Origin of the sequence: Larkinella sp. C7, from assembly GCF_006149005.1 — a bacterium.
Classification (GTDB): domain Bacteria; phylum Bacteroidota; class Bacteroidia; order Cytophagales; family Spirosomataceae; genus Larkinella.
This window is the reverse complement of record NZ_VBSL01000017.1, coordinates 33603-55688: the sequence shown is the minus strand read 5'-3', so window position 1 is coordinate 55688 and position 22086 is coordinate 33603. Positions and strand designations below refer to the sequence as shown.

Here is a 22086-nt window from a genome sequence, read left to right as displayed (position 1 = left end):
TTTTACATTTAGCGTTTATCATTCATCATTTTACATTCACTTGTCCTTAACCCTGCGCAATCCAATTCTGCACCACCTGTCTGTAATTTTTCCCAACCGGCAACCGCTTCCCGTTCCGGAGCACAATCGAGTTGCCTTCGATAAACTGCACATAGGGTTTGTTGAGCAGGTAGGATTTATGAATGCGAATAAACGCATCCGCAGGAAGCTGGCTTTCAAAACTGCTCAGGGTGCGGGGCGTCAGTAAAAAACCGGTTTCCCGCCAGACTTTCACGTAATTGCCCAGGCTTTCCAGGTAGTAAATCTCGTCCAACGTGACCAAAACCTGCTTTTTGTCGGACTTGATGTAGATCTGTGCGGGAGCGGGAGAAACCAAAGCAGGTGAAATAGGCACCGGTTCCTGGCGGGCGAAATCAGCCAGCGCCCGGTTGACGGCTTTCAAAAACCGGTCGAACCGGAAGGGTTTCAGCAGGTAATCGGAAACATCCAGATCGAAGCTTTCCAGGGCATATTCTTCGTAGGCCGATGTAATGATCACCAGCGGTTTGCGGGTCAGGGTTTTTAACAGATCCAGGCCCGTGAGCCGGGGCATCCGGATGTCCAGGAAAATCAGATCGACCGGATGCCGGCTCAGAAAGTCAAGTGCTTCCGTGGCCCGGTAACACTGCCCGCAAATCTCGAGAAAAGGCACATCCTCCGCATACGTCCGAATGACGTCATGCGCCAGGGGTTCATCGTCAATAATCAGACAACGCATTTTCATGAGAATAACAGCGTTAATTCGGCCGTAAACCGCCGGTCCGTAGCGGTGATGATCAGCGTATGCTTTCCCGGATACAGCAACGCCAACCGCCTTTGAAGGTTTTGCAACCCAATCCCGGTCTGTTTTTTTTCCGGCGTCTCAAACGAGTTTTCACAGCGAATAGAAAGCTGCCGGGTATCGGATCGAACCAGCAGGTGCAAAAAGGCCGCGTCCTGCGCCGGTTCGATCCCGTGTTTAAAGGCATTTTCAACCAGCACAATGAACAACAGCGGGGCTACAGGCCACCGATCGTCGGTGATTTCCTGTTCAAACCGGATGTCGACCTGCCGTTGAAGCCGGAGTTGCTGCAAATATAGATAGCCTTCGATGTAGTCGATTTCCTGCCGGATGGTTACCTGCCGTTCCCGGCCTTTGTAGATGACATACCGCATCAGCTCGGCCAGTTTCAGGATGCTCTCCGGCGCCCGCTCCGATTTCTGAAGGCTCAGGGCGTAGAGGTTATTGAGCGTATTGAAGAAGAAATGCGGATTCAGCTGTTGTTTTAGCAAATCGAGTTCGGCTTCGGTTTTTTCCTTCTCCAGCGACACGATCCGGGCGTTCTGGTTGAACCACTGCAATGCCAGCACCACGGGCAGGCTCACCAGCATAACCGCCAGAGCCGCAAACGCATTTTCCAACTGAAACGGATTGCTCGAAAAAAAACCGCCCAGCCGCTCGTTGATGGGCAACAGCAGCAACGCCTGGGCAACCAGCGGATACAGCAACGCGATGGTGGCCAGCACGCTCAGGGCGTAAAACACCAGCCCCTTCTGTTTCAGAACGTGGGAAACCAGAAAGTGGCTGTTGAGGTAAAAAAACAGATAACCGCTCAAATACATCAGCAAAAACTGCAGCGTATAACTCAGGAAAGTGCCGAAATGGTGGAATAGCTTACCCAAATCCAGCGTAAACGCAATCAGCAACTGCTCCTTCGTATCGTATAGTGGATTGCCCATACTCGAAACGGCCATGGCCGCCAGTGTGACGGAAATCAGCGTCATGCTGATGATGAGGGCTTCTTCCAGGCCGAATTTTTGCAGCCACGGAACCCGCCGGAGCTGCTTTTGCAGGTAGGCGGCACTTTCCAGCAGCAACTCGAGCAGAAGCGCGTAGAAAGCGGCCAGGATGAACAACGAACCGGGCAAGCCAAACGGGACGAAATAGACCAAAACCGCCGTGCTGAGCGGGAGGTAAAATGCAAAACAGGCCAGCCACCGTTGCAGATACCGACGGCGGGGCAATTGCCGTTTCCAGTGCGGTTTGTTTCCGGAAAATACCAGAACCGGCAGGAGTAATACGCTGACAGACAACACGGATTGGCAATAGGTCAGCCAGGTGGTCGATCGGTTGGTCAGGGTATTGGCGATGCTTAACGCGCTGGCCATCCCCAGAAAAAGTCCGATCTCCAGGTATCGAAGCAGCCGTTCGGGTTGGTAAACTACGGTATTCGTGGTCATGGGAAGATCAAGAAAGCGGGTTGCGATGGAATCCACAAATCAAAATGACGAACGGATCGAAGCCGGTGACGAACGTCGCCGGAAGGCTAAAATCAGGCCGTACGCGTCGTTTGTCACGAAACCGGCTGCGTTGCTCATGTAAACCGGTCATTGATGGCGATCTCCACTACTTTTCGACTCTCTTTCGTTACGAACCAACTTCGTATGAGTCGCTTACAAATCAACCAACTCAGCAAACAATACGCCAACGGCGTGAAAGCACTGGACGCGGTTTCGCTTACCATCCCGAACGGTTTGTTTGGCCTGCTGGGTCCGAACGGCGCGGGCAAATCGTCCCTCATGCGAACGCTCGCAACCCTCCAGCAACCCGACAGCGGTACGGTTTTCTTCGATGGCGTCGACATTCACCAGCATCCGCAGCACTTGCGCAGTCAGTTGGGCTACCTCCCGCAGGATTTCGGCGTGTATCCCAACGTGTCGGCGAGCGAACTCCTGCATCACCTGGCCATTTTGAAAGGACTGCTGAACCAGCACGACCGTCGTGAACAGGTCGATGCGCTCTTGCAGCAAACCAATCTGTATACCGTTCGGAAACAGGCCGTCAGCACGTTTTCGGGCGGGATGCTGCAACGGTTCGGGATTGCGCAGGCACTGCTGGGAAACCCGCAACTCATCATCGTGGACGAACCAACGGCGGGTCTCGATCCCAAAGAGCGGAACCATTTTCACGATCTGCTGAGCGAAATCGGCGAAGAAGTAGTGGTGATTCTGTCGACGCACATCGTGGAAGATGTCTACGAACTGTGTCCGCAACTGGCAATCCTGGCATCGGGAAGAATCATTGCGCAGGGTAGTCCGGCCCACCTCACCAGCCTGCTGCAAGGCCGGGTCTGGGGCAAAACCATCCCGAACGACACGCTGCCGCAGTATCAGGCGGCCTACACGGTTTTGTCGACCCGTCGGTTTTCGGGAAAACGCCAGGTGCTGGTGCTGGCCGACGAATGCCCTGAGGCTGGTTTCGAACCGGTTTTGCCCAGTCTGGAAGAAGTATATTTTTCGGTTTTACCGGAACAGAAAACCATATGCTAAGCCGCTTACTTCGCTTCGAAAGTTGGTATCACAGCCGCCAGCTCTCTTTCCGGGCCGCAGCCGGGTTGTTCTTCCTGTTTGGTCTCATCGCCGTGCGGGGCGGTTTCGGGGGCGACGCGGTGTATACCAATGCCCCCTACATCGTCAATGCCCTGGTGGCGCTGCTTTCGCTGTTCTCGATTCTGGTCAGTACGTTGCTGTGCGCCAACGTGGTGTTGCGCGATACCACCTACCGGATGGACGCGCTGGTGGCCACGAGTTCCGTCCGGCGGTTTTCTTACGTTGCGTCCCGGTTTTCGGGTTTGTTTCTGGCGGTTTTCAGCCTGCTGGGGCTGGCGGTTCTGGGCCTTTTCGTGGGTTCTTTTCTGAGCGATCCAGCCCGGCGGGGGCCGGTTCACCTGGCTTTTTACGCCTGGCCGTTGCTGGTGTTCGGGGTGCCGAATCTCTTCTTTTCGGTCAGTCTCATTTTTAGCACTGCCCTGCTGAGCCGGAGCCCACGGGCGGTTTATACTACCGGCGTGTTGATTTACGTGCTGTATCTGCTGGGCTCGGTTCTAGGCAATTCGCCCCTGATGGCGGGTTCGGCACCCCGCGCGGATTCAGGTAGTTTGTTGCCGTTTCTGATGGACCCGTTCGGACTGGCACCGTTTTTTCAGGAAACCCGTTTCTGGACCGTCGATCAGCGAAATCATCAGCTTTTTCCCGTCAATGGTCTATTCGGTATCAACCGCCTGGTGTGGAGCGGACTGGCCCTGCTGGTGCTGGCGTTCAGTTATCGCTGGTTTTCGTTCGGCGAAACCAAACCGGTCCGTTCCCGAAAAACAAAACCGGAGTTGCCCGTTGGCCCACGAACGCCGTATCGCCGGTACCGACTGACGCCCGGCACATTGCGGCACACGGCAATGGCGTTCAGAGCGCAACTAAAAGCAGAAGCCAGGGCAGTTTTTGGAAATTTCCCGGTTTGGGTGATGCTGATTCTCTGGGTTTTCCTGACCGGAATCGACCTGAAAGACCACCTGCGCAACGGCTGGTTTGGCATCGTGACGTATCCGGATACGGGGGTAATCGTCGAATACCTCTGCTCGATCCGGCCCGCCCTGTTGCTGATCATTTTCTGGGGAGCCGAACTGGTCGGACGGGAGCGATTGGGTCAGCGGCTGGCATTAATCACCAGCACACCCGCACATCCGCTCGTTTTCGTCGGAGCCAAACTGGCGGCTTTAGCCCTGCTCATTGCGCTGATTGTCAGCATCAACATCGGGATCGGGTTGTCGATTCAGGGAATGGCGGGCTATTTCGAACCTGGCGTCCTGCTTTACGGGTCGCTTTACTATTACAGCGGTTTGCCCCTGCTGTGGTTTGCGGTCCTGGTTGTTTTTATCCAAACCCTCAGCCCGAACAAATACTTCGGCCTGCTGCTCAGTCTGGTGGTGGCAGCCCTGCTGGTTTTCAGCCGCCGACTCGGCATCGAACATTACCTGCTCCGGTACGCCATCGTTCCCGAATTGAATTATTCATCGATGAACGGTTTTGGTCATTATGCCCCCGCTTTCGATGGGTATATGGCCTACTGGGGCTGCTGTGCGGTTTTGCTCACGATTTTGTCCGTCGGCTTCTGGCCCACTACGCTGCACATCCGGGCGCGGCACCGCCTGAAAACCGTCGGAAAACAGATCGGAAAAACCGGGAGAATCCTTTTCGGCGGAGCATTCCTGCTCGGATTGCTGGTGGGCGGATTGGTTTATTACCAGACTAACGTGATTGGGAAGTACCAAAGCAAAACCACGCGGCAGAACTGGCAAATTCGCTATGAACAGACCTACAAACGGTTTGCAAACCGCCCCCAGCCAGTGATTACCGCCCTGAAAATGCAGGTGGATGTGTGCCCGGAACGTCGCCGATACCGGGTAAAGGGACGTTATCAGCTTCAAAATCAATCCAAAACACCCCTGAACCGGATCTGGCTGGGTGTCGACCCGGAGGTTTCGGCCGTTCGACTGACGCTCCCCGGCGGTCGGGAGAAAACCTACGACCCGGTTTTTCATCAATACCAGTTCGAACTGGCAAAACCGCTGCGGCCGGGCGAAACCACCGCGCTGCATTTCTCGATGGAGGTTTTGCGGACCGGTTTTATGCCGTTCAACAGCGAAAACTCGGTGGTCGAAAACGGTTCTTATATCGAACTGGAGAAATACGTGCCGTTTTTCGGCTACAACGCCCGGCTGGAATCTGAAGATGAAGCCGTTCGCCGGGCAGCAGGCTTGGGCCGGCAAACCGTCCTGAACCCTTCGAACCACTACCACCTGATCGATCTGGAAACCACGATTTCAACGGCTGCCGACCAACAGATTGCCACGGTAGGAACGCTGCAAAAATCGTGGCTTCAGGGCGACCGACGGTATTTTTCCTATAAATCAGGCCACCCGGTACCGTTCATGTTTGCACTGAGTTCGGCCCGGTATGCCGAAAAAACCGACGTTTATAAAGGGGTGACCTTACGCATTCTGTATCAACCGGGGCAAACCGCCAATATCCCGGCTATGATGCAGGGTTTGAAGGATGCGCTGGCCTACGGCATCCATCATTTTGGCCCGTATCCATTCCGGCACCTGACGCTGGCGGAAATTCCGCAGTATGGCGGTTCGGCAACGGCCTATCCGGGAACGATTTTCAGCCGGGAAAAACTCAATTTCCTGACGGATTTTCGGGAGACCCGAAAGGTGAATTATGCTTACGCCACCGTCGTACACGAAGTCGCCCATCAGTGGTGGGCGCACCAGCTTCGGCCGGTTTCCGGGCCGGGCGATCAGCTGCTGACGGAGTCGCTGGCGAAATACACGGAAGCGACGGTTCTCCGAAAACGGTACGGCAAAATGCTTTTACGGCTTTATTTTCAGGGAGATAAGAATTTTTATTTTGCCAGCCGCCATCAGTCGGAAGTGGAATTGCCGTTGGTTGTCACGGAGAATCAGCCGTTTGCCGGGTATCAGAAAGGCGGCCTGGTGCTGTGCCGGATTCAGGAACAAATGGGTGAAGAGCGTTTCAACCGGGCGTTGCGCCAACTGCTTTCCGACCACGCCTATCCCCGGAAAAAGCCAAAACCCGACGATCTGGTGCAGGCCCTGAAACGGGAAGCAACGAAAGAACAAAACCGCCTGATCGACGAGGGTTTACGGCAAGTCGTCACCAACGCCTTGTCCATTCAGGTGCTTTCCTGTAAACCCATCACCAAAGGTCAATTTGTGCTCACGCTGGAAGTCAATACAGCGAAAACTGAGCCTGGAAACGATGGAAAACCGGTAAGCCTGCCACCCGACGACGTGTGGGAAATCGCGGTTTTTGATCAGCCTTCGGACGAATGGACAGCGGTTACCAAGCCGGTTTACAGCCGACAATACCGCTTCATAAAACCGCGTTCCATCGTTCAACTGACCATCGACAAAAAGCCAAAAGCCGTCGCAATCGATCCGTATGGTTACGCGTTGGACGAAAATTCGCAGAACAATGTGGCGGATATTAACGAGTAATGAAAATCCTTACACGGACCAACCGGTAGCGGTTCTCGCTACCACCCTGCAAAAAGTCTTAAAAACATTGCCGGGCGAGAAGCCCTAATGCACAAGCCTTTAACCCGGTTTTTGCTGGAACCTTCGGGGCTATACGATAAGATTAGCGAAACAATTACAACTACTTCCCGGTCTACAGGGTCTTATAGCAAACAGTGGGATCGCATGCGGGGGTGGATAACCGGTTTTTCGAAGTCGAACTCTCCCTCTAAACAATTGATTAGCAGCCTGGTTTTGTGACTTCATGGTCACGCCAGCCTGTCCGCATGGCGCAGTCTCCAATAAAAAAAACGTGAATGAATAGCTTGACTGCGTACGATAAGCATTTGGCCCGGATTGTGATGTTTGCATTTTTACTGCCCAACCGGGTGCAGATTTTTGTTCTGATGGGAATCTTTTTATTTTGGGTCGTCAGAGACATTTTTTTCAATAAAAACCGATCTTTCCGACCCTACGGCGGAGTTCTTTTACTGGGCAGTGTCTACTTGCTCTACGCTTTCCATGTCCCGTTTACCGATCCCGCCAACCGCTCCGGCGTCCTTTTTGATCTTGAACAGAAAGCCAGCCTGTTTGTGGTGCCGTTTGCCCTTCTTTTTTTACAGCCCCAAACGCGCAAAATCCTTTCCGGTGAGCTGATTTATTTCGTATATGCCTGTTTTATTTCCTGTTTGGCGGGCAATCTGTTTTATCTGCTCGAATACGGCTGGCAAATCAGCGGCCCGGAAGCCCACATTCAATACCGGCTTTATTTTGAAAAAATCACGAGCTTCCACCCGACCTACATGGGCATCAACCTGTGTTTTGCCTCCGCCATTCTGTTGATTTCGCCGAAGCACCGGCAGCAACTGAAAGGCTGGAAACTGGGCGCGGTGCTCTTTCCGCTGTTTCTGTTTTTGATGGCGCTGATGCCCAAAGCTCCCGTCATTGCGCTGTTCGTGATGCTGCTCTATTACGCCTGGATCAACCGGGCTCAAAAATACCGGCTTGTTCCCATTCTGGCCGTACTGGTTCTCTCGGTATCGGTTGCCTGCATTTCCATTCCGTTCAGCAGCCAGCGGATCGGGGAGTTTTCGGCTTTGATCAACGCCAAACCAACCGACAATCCCAATGCCAATTCGGTGCAGATGCGGCAGGTAATCTTATCGGTCGATCTGGACGTTTTGAAAGAACATTGGGTGGCCGGGTTGGGTCCCGGCTATGTAGATCAGGCGTTGCGGGCTCAATATGAAGTGTATTCAAAACTGTTGCACATTCCGCTGGTGGCCTATGATACCCACAATGAATACATCAATCAATGGCTTTCGTTTGGCCTGATTGGCATTGGCTTACTGCTGGTCATTCTGGGGGTTCAATTTGCCAATGCGTTCCGACGGCGCGATCATCTTTACGCCATTCTGCTGATGATTGTCGCCATTACCTTCTTCACCGAGAATGTCTGGTCGCAACAACACGGGGTGGTGTTTTACTCCTTTTTTACGTCTCTATTTTTCCTGACCGGGATGAAACTGCCTCCAAATCCGGTAGAGCCGGAAGTCATCAAAACGAGAACCCGGCCGGCAAAAGTCCTGCACGAAATGGGATAAAACCGCCGTAACGGCAGTTAATAGCCAAAAACTTCCGTATTTTACCCCGGTTTTTAAACGATCAGAATCAATACCCAATGACCGTACGCCTGGCGACTTTAAACGACATTTCGGCTTTACTTCACCTGGTCCGGCGCGTAGTTCCACTGATGCAGGCTACTGGTAATTTTCAGTGGGACGACCAGTATCCGAACGCTGCGGTTTTCGAAAAAGACATTGCGCAGAACCAGCTTTGGGTCGCTGAACTGGACGGAAAACCGGTCGGGGTGGCCGCCATCACCACGGCTCAGGAGCCGGAATATGCGCAGGTGGGCTGGGATTTGAGCGAAACGGCCATTGTCGTGCATCGCCTGGCGGTTGATCCCGACGTTCGGGGCCGGGGCATTGCCGCTCTGCTGCTGGTGCAGGCCGATGAGGTAGCCCGCCAACGCGGCATCGACGTGCTCCGAATCGATACGAACACCCAGAATGAAGCTACGCAGCGGCTTTTTCCGAAGGCCGGTTATGTATTTGCCGGTGAAATTGGACTGGGGTTCCGGCCTGGTTTGCGGTTTTACTGTTATGAAAAGCGGCTGGGGCTTGCGTGAGAATCGTCCCTAAATCCCTACTTTTACGGTAAAAAGTGAACGATGGTACGACTCCTGTTCGCCTTGACGCTGCTCTTTCTGGCCGTTCTGACGGCTTTTCGGCCCACTACCCACCGGAAAGATGCCCGACCAAACATCGTCCTGATTGTGGCCGACGATCACGGACGCGAAGCCGTGGGTTGTTACGGCAATTCGGTCATCAAAACGCCCCATATCGACCGGCTGGCTGCCGAAGGCACCCGGTTTACAAACGCCTTCTGCACCACGGCCAGTTGCAGTCCCAGCCGGTCGGTGTTGCTAACGGGGCTTCACAACCACGCCAACGGCATGTACGGTCTGGAGCACCGGGAACACCATTTCAGTTCCTTCGACACGGTTCGAACCCTGCCGGTTCAACTCGAAAAAGCTGGCTATCGAACGGCCCGGATCGGCAAATTCCATGTGGCTCCCGAACGAACCTATCATTTTCAGCAGGTGCTGAAGGGCGGTGGCGTCAACGACCCGGTGTCGATTGGCCGCAGCCCGGTTTCGATGGCCGATCTGTGTTATTCGCTCTTCTCCGAATCCTCCGAAAAACCGTTTTTTCTCTACTTTGCCACCGACGATCCGCACCGGAGCAATGCCGTGTCGGCGGGTGGTTCGCCGGTTTTTAAAAGCGATCAAGCCAATCGGTTTGGCAACCGGCCGGGCGGTTATCCGCAGGTTCACGACGTTTTTTACCAGCCTTTTCAGGTTCAGGTGCCGCCTTATCTGCCGGATACGCGGGCGGCCCGGATGGAGTTGGCGCAATACTACGAGTCGATCAGTCGACTGGATCAGGGTGTGGAACGGCTGGTGGCTTTGCTGAAAGAAACCGGACAATATGACAACACGCTGATTGTGTACTTATCGGACAATGGCGCCCCATTTCCGGGATCAAAAACGACGTTGTATGAACCGGGGATGAAACTGCCGCTCATCGTCAAACTGCCGAAACCGCAAAAACCGGGATTTGTGCAGGATGCGATGGTTTCGTGGGTCGATCTAACGCCCACTTTGCTGGATTTTGCGGGCGCGTTGTCAGATACGCACAGCCAGGGCCGGAGTTTCAAAGCGATTGTGGAACAGGAAAAGGTGACGGGCTGGGATGAAGTTTACGCGTCGCATTCACTGCACGAGGTGACGATGTATTATCCGATGCGCGTCTTGCGTGAACGACGCTACAAGCTGATTTTCAACCTCGCTCATGCGCTGCCGTTTCCGATGGCGCTCGATCTGTACCATTCGTTTACGTGGCAGGATGTGCGCAAAACCGGTCGTACGCAATACGGCAAACGGACCGTGACCGCCTATCTGAATCGCCCGCGGTTCGAGTTGTATGATCTCCAAACCGATCCCGACGAAGTCCGCAATCTGGCCAATGACCCCAACCACCGGGCGACGTTGAAACGGATGCAGGAAAAGCTCAAACAGTTTCAGCAGCAGACGAAGGATTTGTGGGTGAGTAAATGGGAATTTGAGTGATCCTGCTAAACCAGAAACCCATGACCAGTAGCCTCGAAGCGGGTATTCACTCTATTGCGGAACTTTCGCGGGGCGCGTCCGATTTGTTGCTCCACTCTACCCGGCAAAAACCGCTGGCAAAAGGTCAGGTTCTGTTGCCGGAAGGCCAGGTTTGCAAAACGATCTGGTACGTTGAAAAAGGGTATCTGCGAACGTTTTACAACAAAGACGGCAAAGAAATCAACACCCGGTTTTCGTTCGAAAACGAATTTGTGACGGATTTGAAGAGCCTGCGTTCGGGGGCTCCGTCGGCCTTCTGGATTCAGGCGGGTGAAGCCGCCGTCGTTTGGGAGTTTGCGAAAGAAACCCTGCTGGATTTATACCGCCAGTCGGCCGAGATCGAATCGTTTGGACGGAATTTGCTGGAGCAGATGCTGGTCGTTCAGGAAGACCACGCCAATCTTTTCCGAATTCATTCCCCTACTGAACGATACGCCTACGTGGCCCGCCATTTCCCGCAGTTGCTGCAACGGGTTTCGCTGTCGCAGCTTTCCTCCTATCTGGGCATGGCCCGGGAAACGGTCAGCCGAATCCGTAAAAACCGGTAAGGAGTTTCATTTTGTGATTTATGTCACAGGTTGATTCAAGAAGATAGGCCGAATTTTGCTGCCGTTTCACGCTTTAACGACCAAAACCACATGGATACGCCAGCCAATTCCCGCACGATTGTTGCTCATTTTATCGAAAACATCTGGAATAAAAACCGCTTTGATACGCTCGATGATTATCTTCATCCGGAATTTATCGATCACTCGCTGCCGGCGTCGTTCCCGGCCAACCAGCAGGGGTTGAAACAATGGATTCTGGCTACCAGCGCGGCATTCGAACACAAAACCGGCATTGAAGAGCAGGTAACCGAAGGCGATACCGTCATGATCAAATTCACCATGCAGGTGCGCCAGATCGGCATCTGGCGTGGCATCGAACCCATCGGAGCGGAAGCCTCCGTGGTGGGCTATCGGTGTTTTAAAGTAACCGATGGAAGAATCAGGGAACACTGGGCATTACTCGACGGAAATTCACTGGAAAATCAACTGAGAAACAGCACTCACGGCTGCAAAATCCAGGTGTGAATGCTGGAAACAAACGTCTGCCATGTACAAGGAAACACAACATTTTCGTCAACCCTGGCTCTGGGTGCTGCTGCTCGGCAGCCTGGCCCTGGTCATTTATCGCTGGCAACCCATTAATGTGGGCATTATGGCGGGGGTTATGGGGTTGTTCTGGTTCCTGCGGTTGGAAACCCGGATCGATCAGAAAGGAATTGCCTACCGATGGTTTCCGTTTTAGTCAACCTTCCGGGTGATTAAATGGAGTCAGATGGAACACGTTACTGTCCGCAGCTATTCGGCTCTCGGCGAATTCGGCGGGTGGGGCATTCGTTTTTCCTGGAACGGAACCGCCCATACGGTTTCCGGCAATTGGGGAATCGACATCAAACTGAAAGGGAAAAAACGGACCTTACTGGTCGGAACGCGGCATCCGGACGAGATCCGTCAACAAATCGGGAACGAGCAGTTGGTTGGTAATTAACCATTTACCTAAACCGCAACGCGATTCATCAGCGAAAAAAAATAGCCTGCTGTAATAAATTAAGCGCACTTTCCAGTAAGTTTAACAACAAAATTCCCCATTTTCAGTAGTGGTTCTATAGCCGGGCAGTGTGTTTGATTCAGTACGCTCTACCAGGTGACTGGCAGACGCCGAGCCTGCGCTGTTGACCCGTTTTGCACGATGCAGCAAGTATTTGATTTTTTCCAACGGCTCGCCGATACCAGCGACTGGCCGCCCCGCTGGTATTGCGGTACCTGGACCGATTTTCATGGCTGGCTGTATATTCTTTCCGACCTGACCATCTGGCTGGCCTACATGGCAATTCCGCTCATTCTGATTCGCTTCATTTTTATCAAAAAAGGAGTACCCTTGGCCGGTGTTTTCTGGCTTTTTGGGGCCTTCATTCTGTTTTGTGGCCTCACGCACCTGATTGATGCCGCCATGTTCTGGATTCCGGCCTACCGCATCAACGCCCTGATCCGCTTTCTGACGGCGGTGGTTTCGGTGGCAACGGTCGTTGCCCTGATCCGGTATTTCAACGAAGCAATTGGGCTGCGCACATCGAAAGAATACGACCGCGAACTGTCCTACCGCCAACTGGCTATGCAGGAACTGACGCGCTCCAATCAGGAACTGCAGCAGTTTGCCTACATCGCGTCGCACGATCTGCAATCGCCCCTGAAAACGATCGCCAACTACCTGTCGCTGCTCGAAAACAAACACGGCGATCAGCTTGATCCGGATGCCCGGCGACTCATTGGGGTGTCGACGGCTGCGGCCGAGCGCATGCGCAACCTGATCAACGATTTGCTCGATTTCTCGCGCGTTGGCAGTGAAATTTCGCTACGGCAGGTCGATCTGCAGGAACTGGTCGATGAAATTCTGGAGGAACAGCAAGCCGAAATTCAGGCCACGGGGGCCGTGGTGGATCTGGGCACGCTGCCTACAATTATGGGGCATCGCACCGACCTGAAACAGTTGTTTCAAAACCTGATTTCCAACGCCCTCAAATACCGCCGACCCGACGTGGCTCCCCAGGTCAGCATCCAGGTGACGGATGAGGGCCACCAGTATCGCTTCGCCATCCGTGACAACGGCATTGGCATCGAACGCCAGTATTTCGAGCGGGTATTCCAGATTTTCCAGCGGCTTCACGGGCGCAATCAGTATTCCGGTACCGGCATCGGGCTTGCTACCTGCAAAAAAGTGATCGACATTTACGGGGGACAAATCTGGATCGACAGCACCGTTGGTCAGGGAACGACGTTTTATTTCACCATTCCGAAAGTGATCAAAATGCTTCACCACTTTGTCCAGACCGATTCTCTGCAGTCGCTGAACTGACGCGTCGTCTCCTACTCATAGTGGTAATAAACCGTACTGGCCGGAAACGGCTTCGTCGTCGTCATCTGCTGGGTTTTGTGCGTCGGATAGCCTTGTTGGTTATACTGATACGTCAGGGTCAGCACCGAAATAACCGACTGATTATCTGCCCGTTTGACGGTAATTTTCCCCGGGTTGTTGACCATCGTCCGCTCCTGGGGTAGATAGGGATACTGAACGAGCGGTTGATGCGGATTTTTCCTGTCGTCATAGCCTTCATACAAAACCGTTTCCCAGGCTTTAAAAGACGCACTCCCCGGTTTTCGGATGAACGATTGGGTCTGCGTCACGTTTCCCCGGCTGTCATACTCATACCGGTATTTGATAAACGTAGCGGTATCAAAAGTGTCGTTGTCGGTATCGTGAATCTGATCGAGCAGTTCGACCAGTCGGTCTTCCGCGCCAAAAAGGTAAAAATGCGAAACCACCAGCCGGTTTCGATGATCGTATTCTTCGGTTTTGTCGAGCAATTTCCCTTCGTAATAAAACTTCACCGACAGGCTTCCATTGCTGATGATGCGGCTCAGGCGGTTTTCATTGTCGTATTCCAGGTCTGCATTCAGGATCGCTACTGTGCTGTCGGTATACGCCCAGTTCGATTGAAATTTGGCTAAAAGACCGGCTGAATTGTAGTGATATTGCTGGAAGTTCCGTTCGCCAGCCGTAATTTTTTTCAGTCGCGGGGCGGCCGGCTCCGGCTCCGGCGAAAGCGTGGACTCGGGCGAACAGGCGCTCAGGTTCATCAAGACGAAGAAACCCAATAGCAAAAACCACGGGCGGTTTTTCTGCAAGGCGGAAGTGATCATGGCTGGTGGTGGAGCGTTACAATGACAGCAGCCTCCGCTTACTGACCGGCGAAGTGGCTGATAAAACGCTGCAAAACTAGCCTCAGGAGCGCGTTTCTCCAGATGGCTTTGTCATCAATGGCTGATTAGGGGCATTGAAGCCGCAGAAAAAGGGACTGAATGGGACAACGAAATCCGATGGCGAGCTACGTCTGAATCACGCCTACATTAAACGCCTTCGTGATCGGCGCGTGGTTGGCGGCTTCGATGCCCATCGAAAGCCAGGTGCGGGTGTCGAGCGGATCGATCACGGCATCGACCCAAAGCCGCGAAGCCGCGAAATAGGGCGAAAGCTGTTCGTTGTATTGGTTCGTGATTTTTTGCAGCAATTCCTGCTCCTTCTCCGGCGTGATGGTTTCGCCTTTGGCTTTGAGCGACGCCACCTGAATCTGCAACAGCGTTTTAGCCGCCGATGCTCCGCTCATTACCGCCATCTGCGCCGTGGGCCAGGCCACAATCAGCCGCGGGTCGTAAGCTTTGCCGCACATGGCGTAGTTGCCCGCGCCGTAGGAATTGCCCACAATGACCGTAAACTTCGGCACCACCGAGTTCGCCATCGCGTTGACCATCTTGGCACCGTCTTTGATAATACCGCCCTGCTCCGAGCGGCTCCCAACCATAAAACCGGTGACGTCCTGCAAAAACACCAGCGGTATTTTTTTCTGGTTGCAATTCATGATAAACCGGGCCGCTTTGTCGGCTGAGTCGGAATAAATGACTCCGCCCATCTGCATTTCGCCCGGTCCGGAAGCGCCACCCGCCCCCGTCCGGCCTTTTGCCTTCACGACTTTCCGCTGATTGGCCACAATGCCGACCGCCCAGCCGTTGATCCGCGCGTAGCCGCAGAGGATGGTTTGCCCATACAGTTCCTTGTATTCATCAAATTCGGACTTATCCACCAACCGGGCAATCACCTCGCGCATATCGTACGGTTTGACGCGATCGACCGGAATCAGGTCATACAGTTCCTCCGGATTTTTGGCGGGCAAAACCGGTTCCGTGTAGCTAAAACCGGCCTTTTCGGGTTCACCCAATTTATCGAAACTTCGCCGGATGGCATCCAGACAGCTTTTTTCGTCGGGGTATTTGTTGTCCGTTACGCCCGAAATCTCGCTGTGGGTGCTGGCTCCGCCGAGGGTTTCGGCATCGACCTCCTCGCCCACCGACGCCTTGACCAGATAGGGACCGGCCAGAAAAATCGATCCGGTGCCTTCCACAATCAGGGCTTCGTCCGACATAATCGGCAAATAGGCTCCCCCGGCCACACAACTGCCCATAATGGCCGCAATCTGGACAATGCCCATCGCCGACATCTGGGCGTTGTTCCGAAAAATCCGGCCGAAATGTTCTTTATCAGCAAAAACTTCGTCCTGAAGCGGCAGATAAACGCCCGCACTATCGACCAGGTAAATGATCGGCAGGCGGTTTTCCATCGCAATTTCCTGCGCCCGCAGGTTCTTTTTGGCCGTAATCGGAAACCAGGCCCCGGCTTTCACCGTCGCATCGTTCGCCACGATGACGCACTGTCTTCCCGACACGTAGCCCAGACCGACCACCACGCCCCCCGACGGGCAACCGCCGTGATCGGCGTACATCCCATCCCCAACGAACAATCCGATTTCAATAAAGGGAGAATCCGTATCGATCAGATAATCAATGCGCTCGCGGGCAGTCAGTTTGCCTTTCCGGTGCTGATCCTCGATTTTCTTCGGTCCACCACCCAGTTGCGTAATGGCAGATTTACGGTGTAATTCGTCCAGAAGCGGAGTCATCGTCGTCAGGCAGGTTAGATGGTTTACGGAAAACCGTAAACTAGTTTTTGGTCGAATCCGAAACCGGCACCACAGTCGTTGTGCTCTGGGCCGGTGTGGTAACCGCCTTTTCCTTTTTGCCGAACAGCGAAAAATGTACGTATCGCTTCGGATGCTCGCGGAAATCGGTCAGCAATTTGTCCAGACTGGCGGTGGCGTTGTTGACGTTTTTATACAGGGCCTCGTCGCCTTTCAGCTTGCCCAGCGTGCCTTTGCCGCTGTTGATATCGGCCAGCATCTGTTGCAGGGTTGCGATGGATTGGTTGGCGCTGGCCAGCGTCTGGCTCAGTTTCAGGGCGTTGAGCGAATCCGCAAAGGTACTGGCTTTCGACAGCAGCGGTTTGATTTCTTTCTCGGTTTCGGCCAGTGATGCCGACAGGATGCCGAGGTTGGTCATCAGACGCTTGATGCCTTCGCGGTTTTCGCCAATGGTGAGTTGCAGGGTGCCGGTGGTTGCTTCCACGCCTTCGAGCGTCCGGTTCAGCACCAGGCCGGTGCGGTCGAACTGCTTGACGATCCGGTTCAGGTTGATGGTCAGGGAATCGACGGTGTTCAAGACCGGCAGGGTTTTCTCCTTGATCAAGGCCGTCAGACCCGCTTCCTTTCCGCTGACCAGCGTATCGCCTTTGGCCAGTTCTCCACCCGACTGATTAATTTGCAGGATGATGAGCTTACCGCCCAATACTCCGGCATCGGCCAGAATGGCTTTGGAGCCTTTGCCCACCTGAATCCGTTTGTCGATGTCCAGCGTAACCAGCAAGCGATTGCCCTGCTGTTGCATAATATCGATCCGATCCACCCGCCCGACATTCAGGCCGTTGAGCTGCACCGGGTTTGAGGGCGTCAGCCCATCGACATTATCATAAACGACTACGTATTTATTCGATCGGGAAAAGATATCGGCACCTTTGAGGTAATTGAATCCGAAATAAAGCATCGCCAATGTTACCACTGCCAGAATGCCCACCTTTGCTTCTTTTGAAATTTTCATGCGGAGTGTGAATGGATGAATGGTCAGATGGTCGCCAATGGTTCAATGGATAAAATGGATTGGATAACTAAATAACCATTGAACCATAAAAACCATGTAACCATTCATCCATCCAACAATAAAAACCGTTGCGAAGTTAACAACAACTTACTTACTCTACTGCATCTACTTCGTCTTTATATGCCTTAAAGGCCCGGAAAATGGCATTTGCCATTTCGTCCTGCCCTTCTTCCGAAGCTAAATACCGTTCTTCGTCGGGATTGGTGATATAACCGGTTTCGACCAGCACACTGGGCATGGTGGTTCGCCACAGCACAATGAAACCCGCCTGCTTGACGCCCCGACTGGGTCGTTCGGCATTTTTCTTGAAACTCCACTCCACTTTCTGGGCAAAATCGACGCTGCTGTTCATGAAGGCATGCTGGTAGTTGGCGAGCATGATGTGGGCCAGTGGCGAGTCCGGATCAAAGCCCTGGTAGTTCTCCTTGTAATTCCTTTCTTTCAAAATAACCGCGTTCTCGCGTTTGGCAACATCCAGATTTCCAGTGGTTTTGTGCAGCCCCATCGTGTAGGTTTCGGTTCCGTTGACGCGGCTGGACGATGGGCTGGCATTGACGTGGATCGAGATAAACAGGTCAGCTTTGTTGCGGTTGGCGATGGCCGAGCGTTCGTTCAGTTCAATAAACACATCCGTTGATCGGGTGTAAATCACTTTGACATCCGGCAGTTCCTCCTTGATTCGCCGACCCAGTTCCAGCGCAATTTTCAACACAATCCGCGATTCGCGGTTGCGTTTGGTCATGGTACCAGGATCTTTCCCGCCGTGGCCGGGGTCGAGAACGACCGTTCGTAGCCGACCGGGTCGGGCCTCCGCCTGCTCCTGTTTTGGATTATCCTGCGGTAAAACCGGGGTCATACCCGGCAACGCCAGCAGACACAGAACGAGGACCACCAAAGAAGAAGCAGGCAACAGGGTCCGGGCAGTCGATTTCGGGGCCGTCCGGAATAGTTTAATAATTTTTAACAGGTTTAACCGTTTCAAGGCAGTATTGGAATGAAGTTAGCGACTAACTTTGTAAACCGGAGTAGGCCGGAACCCTCTTGGCCATTCGACCGGACGGGCTGACAGCGGAAGCCAGCGCTGGATTGTGAGCAAATATAATTTTTTTGATAAAACTGAAAAATCCATACTTTATTATCCGGAATCTGGTTTGCTGCCTGATCGCCCTCTTTCCCCTGGTGGTTCACGGTCAGCAACAACCGGCGCGTCGTACCGTTCCGGCTTTTAACCCGCGCTCGGCAACTCCCTCCTCCGCTACCGTCACCGGCAATTCGGTGGTGGTCGATACGACGCGGGGAACGGTGAGCCGCCCGGATTCGGTCGATAACGGCAGTAATTTACAAACAACCGTCAACTATTCAGCCAAAGACTCCACGCTCTTTGATGCAACGGGCCAGATTGTCGAACTTTTCGGCGATGCCAAGGTCGATTACGGCGATATCCACTTAACGGCAGCCTACATCAAACTAAACTGGACCACCAACGAGGTTTTTGCCAAAGGCCGCTACGATTCGACCGCCAAAAAAATGGTCGGTCTGCCTATTTTTCAGGATGCGAGCGGCCGGTACGATACGCAGGAAATCCGCTTCAATTTCAAGACCAAAAAAGGCTTTATCAAGGGCGTCATTACGGCCCAGGGCGAAGGCAATGTTCGGGGAAAAACCGTCAAAAAAGACGCTGAAGACAATTTATACATCCGAAATGCCATTTACACGACCTGTAACCTGACCACCCCCCACTTTCACATCAACGCCAGCAAGATCAAGGTTGTTCATAATAAACAGCTCATCTCCGGGCCTTTCAACTTAGTGATTAACGACATTCCGACCCCTTTAGCGCTCCCATTCGGCTTTTTCCCGATTCCCAAGAAAAACGAAATCGGAACCTCGGGGCTGATTTTTCCGCAATACGGTGAAGAACCCAACGGACGCGGTTTTTACCTCCGCGACGGCGGCTATTACTTCGCCATCAGCCAGTACATCAGCATGAGCCTTCGGGGGCAGATTTACTCCAACGGTAGCTGGGGGCTCGGACTTTCGTCGGAATACCTGAAACGATACCGCTTTGGCGGTAACTTTGCCCTTTCCTACGCCCGAAACCGCACTACGTCGCTCGTCGATACAGCCACGAAACCGCGCAACGACTTCAGCATCGTCTGGTCGCATTCGCCCCGGCCCCGCGGCAACTCGCAGTTTTCGGCCAACGTCAACGTCAGCAGCAACAGCTACAACCAGTTGAATACCTCGCTGACGTCGGGCCGCTACGTTTCCAATGCGGCCAACTCCGGCGTCAACTACAGTCACAAGTTTGGGCAGTATGTGACCAGTTCGGCCAACATCAACGTCAGCCAGAACTTCGGGAAATACAATCCGGTTACCAACCTGCGCGAGAGCGGGCAAACCAACATTTCGTCGGGCTTTAACCTCGGCGTGGCCCAGATTGCGCCCTTTGCCCTGAAAGGCGGCACCGGACGATGGTTCGAAAGTTTCCGGCTGGGGCTGGATTTCAACGCCCAGGCCACCGTCAACAATACTCTCCGAACCGTGGATATTACCAACCTGGGCTTCCCGGTGGTGACCTCACTGACAATTCGGGGGGATACCTTGCAACGGCTGCGGGATAGTCTGGCAGCCGTGGCGAATCAGGAGATTTATACCAACTCCAACCTGATTCCGATGACCGTTGAAAACCTGCCGACCATTCTGAAGAACGCGCAGGTACAAAGCCGGTATTCGATCCCGATTTCGTTACCCAACTTCAAGCTGGCCCGGTACCTCAACTTTACCCCGGGGGTGTCGCTGAGCGGTGATGTTTACACCAAAAGCCTGCAATATACCTACTTGCCGGATCGTAAAGCCGTGAAGGTGGATACTGCAAGTGGTATTTCTGCGACGTATTTTCTCTCTTTCAGTGCCTCGATGAACACCCGGGCCTACGGTACCTTCTTCATACGGGCGGGGCGGCTGGAAGCCATCAGGCACACCATTGCGCCCTCGATTTCGGTCAGCTACACGCCGGATTTGTCCAGTGCGTTTACGACCACCCTGTCGCAGTTCCGCGACCCGTACGATACCACAAAAGTACTCAAGATTTCGCGCTACCGGGGATTGGGCGGTACGGCGGGGGCCTCCAGTTTTACGGGCCGGGCGGCTGCCATCAGCTATAACATTGTCAACCAGATCGAAATGAAAGTCCGGGCACGGAGCGATTCCGCCAAGGAAGAATTTGAGAAAGTGTCGCTCTTTGACAACATCAGTTTGTCGGGTTCCTACAACCCCTACGCTCCCCAGTTCAAGTTTTCGCAGGTAAATTTCAGCGCCAATACGCAGATTCTGAAAAAAGTCAGTTTCAACTTCTCGGCGGTTTTCGATCCGTATGCGTACTCTGCTGATGCTAAAACCCCAACCGGTGTTTATTACGTACCGGACCAATCTATACTTTACCAGACGGGGCCGTATGTCAATACCTTCCGGCTCAATAAAATCGACAAGCTGGCGATCACCCAGGGGCAGGGACTCGCGCATTTGCAGAATCTGAACTTCTACCTGAGCACGCAGTTCGCGCCCAAGGACTCGAAGAAACCAAAGGTGGTGCCCAATGCCAAGACGCCTACCGACGCGGCCGAACTGCGGCACATGAACCGGAATCCGGAAGACTACGTCGATTTTAACATTCCGTGGACCGTCAACCTCAGCTATACCTTTAGCCTTACGAAATTTACGCCCATTGAAAGCCAGATTCTGCAAACGTTGCAGGTAACGGGCGATTTGAGTCTGACTCCCAAATGGAAGTTTTCCCTCCAGACCGGTTTCGACTTTTCGGCCAAAGCCCCTTCGCTGACCACGATCACGCTGCACCGCGACCTGCACTGCTGGGACATGAACTTCAGTTACACGCCGTTTTCCGGCAACCGGTATCGGTCTAATTTTTACTCGTTCGATCTCCGCGTGAAGTCGGCGATTCTCCAGGATTTGAAACTCAGCCGTCGCCGGGGTACCTCGATCAACTACTAGGGAAACCGGTTTATAAAAGCCAAAAAGGCATCCTGCGTTTGCAGGATGCCTTTTTGGCAGTATCGAATGGTCTTCGTTTGCGTATTAGCGCGAAGTTTTCGAGCTCTTCTTCTTGCTTTTTTCTGCGGCAGGAGCAGCGGCTGGTGTCGCGGCAGCGGTAGAAGCACCTTCTTTGGCGGTTACTTCACCCGTCAGGTTCAGGGGAATCGATGCCCGTTCTGCATTGCTCACCACGGTCACGTTCTTGTTGAATGAACCCATCGAAGCCGCATTGTACGTGGCTTTCACAAATCCTTTCTGACCGGGCAAAACGGCGCTCTTGGTCCAGTCAGGCGTTGTACAACCACAGGAAGGTTGGGCGTTCGAGATCACCACGGGGTCAGTGCCGGTGTTGGTAAACTCAAACGTGTAGGTAACGGGCGTACCTTGTGGAACCTTGCCGAAGTCATGCGACTCTTTGGTGAATTTAATAACGCCTTTCTGAGCGAAAGCAATGGTCGTAATGGCAAAAAATACCACGATTAGTGAAAAAGCCTTTTTCATTTCTTTTTAAAATTTAGTTACAAACAAACGGGTAAACTACGTTACAATCCTAGGTATATACTACAAAAGGTTTGCCAAATAAAAGTTTGCCAGGCAAATTACGGCATATGTTCGCTTAACAAAGAAAGTCAAAAAATCGTTTTTTTGAAAGCTGTCAAACTTTATATTATTTTTACTCCGATCGCCGGAGTTACTTTGTTTGTTCAATGATCATCGGTTTTAGATATCACCCTGAAAACCACCAACAAACCCTTGAACA

General features: G+C 53.2%; 18 protein-coding genes. 11 read left to right on the top strand and 7 right to left on the bottom strand.

Annotation, left to right across the window (positions count from 1 at the left end; all coding sequences use genetic code 11):
* Positions 1-46: 46 nt before the first annotated feature.
* Both FH871_RS27290 and FH871_RS27285 read right to left on the bottom strand, forming a co-directional pair.
* Positions 47-763 carry a LytTR family DNA-binding domain-containing protein gene (locus FH871_RS27290; RefSeq protein ID WP_138994583.1) on the bottom strand — a complete coding sequence of 239 codons (717 nt, stop codon included), beginning with the start codon at positions 761-763 and terminating at the stop codon, positions 47-49.
* A complete protein-coding gene (locus tag FH871_RS27285; RefSeq protein WP_138994582.1) occupies positions 760-2259 on the bottom strand; it encodes a sensor histidine kinase in 1500 nt (499 codons plus the stop codon). The genes FH871_RS27290 and FH871_RS27285 overlap by 4 nt, the downstream gene beginning before the upstream one ends.
* A 204-nt stretch (positions 2260-2463) precedes the next feature.
* Here FH871_RS27285 and FH871_RS27280 point away from each other — a divergent pair, with 204 nt between their 5' ends.
* The 10 genes from FH871_RS27280 to FH871_RS27235 all read left to right on the top strand — a co-directional run bounded on the left by FH871_RS27280 (position 2464) and on the right by FH871_RS27235 (position 13524).
* Entirely contained in the window at positions 2464-3348 is an 885-nt protein-coding gene (locus FH871_RS27280) for an ABC transporter ATP-binding protein (RefSeq protein ID WP_138994581.1), read from the top strand.
* Positions 3342-6875 carry a M1 family aminopeptidase gene (locus FH871_RS27275; protein WP_138994580.1) on the top strand — a complete coding sequence of 1178 codons (3534 nt, stop codon included), beginning with the start codon at positions 3342-3344 and terminating at the stop codon, positions 6873-6875. Before FH871_RS27280 ends, FH871_RS27275 begins: the two co-directional genes overlap by 7 nt.
* 335 nt (positions 6876-7210) lie before the next feature.
* Positions 7211-8497 (top strand): O-antigen ligase, encoded by a 1287-nt coding sequence (locus tag FH871_RS27270; RefSeq protein ID WP_138994579.1) that lies wholly within the window; start codon positions 7211-7213, stop codon positions 8495-8497.
* Positions 8498-8574: 77 nt separating this feature from the next.
* Positions 8575-9084 carry a GNAT family N-acetyltransferase gene (locus FH871_RS27265; RefSeq protein WP_138994578.1) on the top strand — a complete coding sequence of 170 codons (510 nt, stop codon included), beginning with the start codon at positions 8575-8577 and terminating at the stop codon, positions 9082-9084.
* 42 nt (positions 9085-9126) lie between these two features.
* Positions 9127-10587 (top strand): sulfatase, encoded by a 1461-nt coding sequence (locus FH871_RS27260; RefSeq protein WP_138994577.1) that lies wholly within the window; start codon positions 9127-9129, stop codon positions 10585-10587.
* A gap of 20 nt (positions 10588-10607) precedes the next feature.
* Entirely contained in the window at positions 10608-11174 is a 567-nt protein-coding gene (locus FH871_RS27255) for a Crp/Fnr family transcriptional regulator (RefSeq protein ID WP_138994576.1), read from the top strand.
* Positions 11175-11264: 90 nt separating this feature from the next.
* Positions 11265-11699, top strand: a complete 435-nt coding sequence (locus FH871_RS27250; RefSeq protein ID WP_138994575.1) for an ester cyclase — start codon at positions 11265-11267, stop codon at positions 11697-11699.
* Between the two features lie 22 nt (positions 11700-11721).
* Entirely contained in the window at positions 11722-11916 is a 195-nt protein-coding gene (locus FH871_RS27245) for a hypothetical protein (RefSeq protein WP_138994574.1), read from the top strand.
* A gap of 30 nt (positions 11917-11946) precedes the next feature.
* The gene (locus FH871_RS27240) at positions 11947-12159 is read left to right on the top strand and encodes a hypothetical protein (protein WP_138994573.1); all 213 of its coding nucleotides are present in this window, start codon (positions 11947-11949) and stop codon (positions 12157-12159) included.
* Positions 12160-12360: 201 nt separating this feature from the next.
* Entirely contained in the window at positions 12361-13524 is a 1164-nt protein-coding gene (locus FH871_RS27235; RefSeq protein ID WP_138994572.1) for an ATP-binding protein, read from the top strand.
* An 11-nt stretch (positions 13525-13535) separates the two neighbouring features.
* Here FH871_RS27235 and FH871_RS27230 read toward each other — a convergent pair whose 3' ends face one another.
* The 4 genes from FH871_RS27230 to FH871_RS27215 all read right to left on the bottom strand — a co-directional run bounded on the left by FH871_RS27230 (position 13536) and on the right by FH871_RS27215 (position 18126).
* Positions 13536-14369: a hypothetical protein gene (locus FH871_RS27230; protein WP_138994571.1), complete on the bottom strand. Its 834-nt coding sequence runs from the start codon at positions 14367-14369 to the stop codon at positions 13536-13538.
* Positions 14370-14554: 185 nt separating this feature from the next.
* A complete protein-coding gene (locus tag FH871_RS27225) occupies positions 14555-16180 on the bottom strand; it encodes an acyl-CoA carboxylase subunit beta (RefSeq protein WP_138994570.1) in 1626 nt (541 codons plus the stop codon).
* A gap of 40 nt (positions 16181-16220) precedes the next feature.
* Positions 16221-17210 (bottom strand): MlaD family protein, encoded by a 990-nt coding sequence (locus FH871_RS27220; RefSeq protein WP_138994569.1) that lies wholly within the window; start codon positions 17208-17210, stop codon positions 16221-16223.
* A gap of 151 nt (positions 17211-17361) precedes the next feature.
* The gene (locus FH871_RS27215) at positions 17362-18126 is read right to left on the bottom strand and encodes an N-acetylmuramoyl-L-alanine amidase (RefSeq protein ID WP_138994636.1); all 765 of its coding nucleotides are present in this window, start codon (positions 18124-18126) and stop codon (positions 17362-17364) included.
* Positions 18127-18377: 251 nt separating this feature from the next.
* On the opposite strand from FH871_RS27215, the gene FH871_RS27210 reads away from it, so the two are divergent.
* Positions 18378-21284, top strand: coding sequence for a putative LPS assembly protein LptD (locus FH871_RS27210; protein WP_138994568.1), 2907 nt, complete (start codon positions 18378-18380; stop codon positions 21282-21284).
* Positions 21285-21368: 84 nt separating this feature from the next.
* Here FH871_RS27210 and FH871_RS27205 read toward each other — a convergent pair whose 3' ends face one another.
* Positions 21369-21827, bottom strand: coding sequence for a DUF1573 domain-containing protein (locus FH871_RS27205; RefSeq protein ID WP_114408280.1), 459 nt, complete (start codon positions 21825-21827; stop codon positions 21369-21371).
* Positions 21828-22086: the final 259 nt, after the last annotated feature.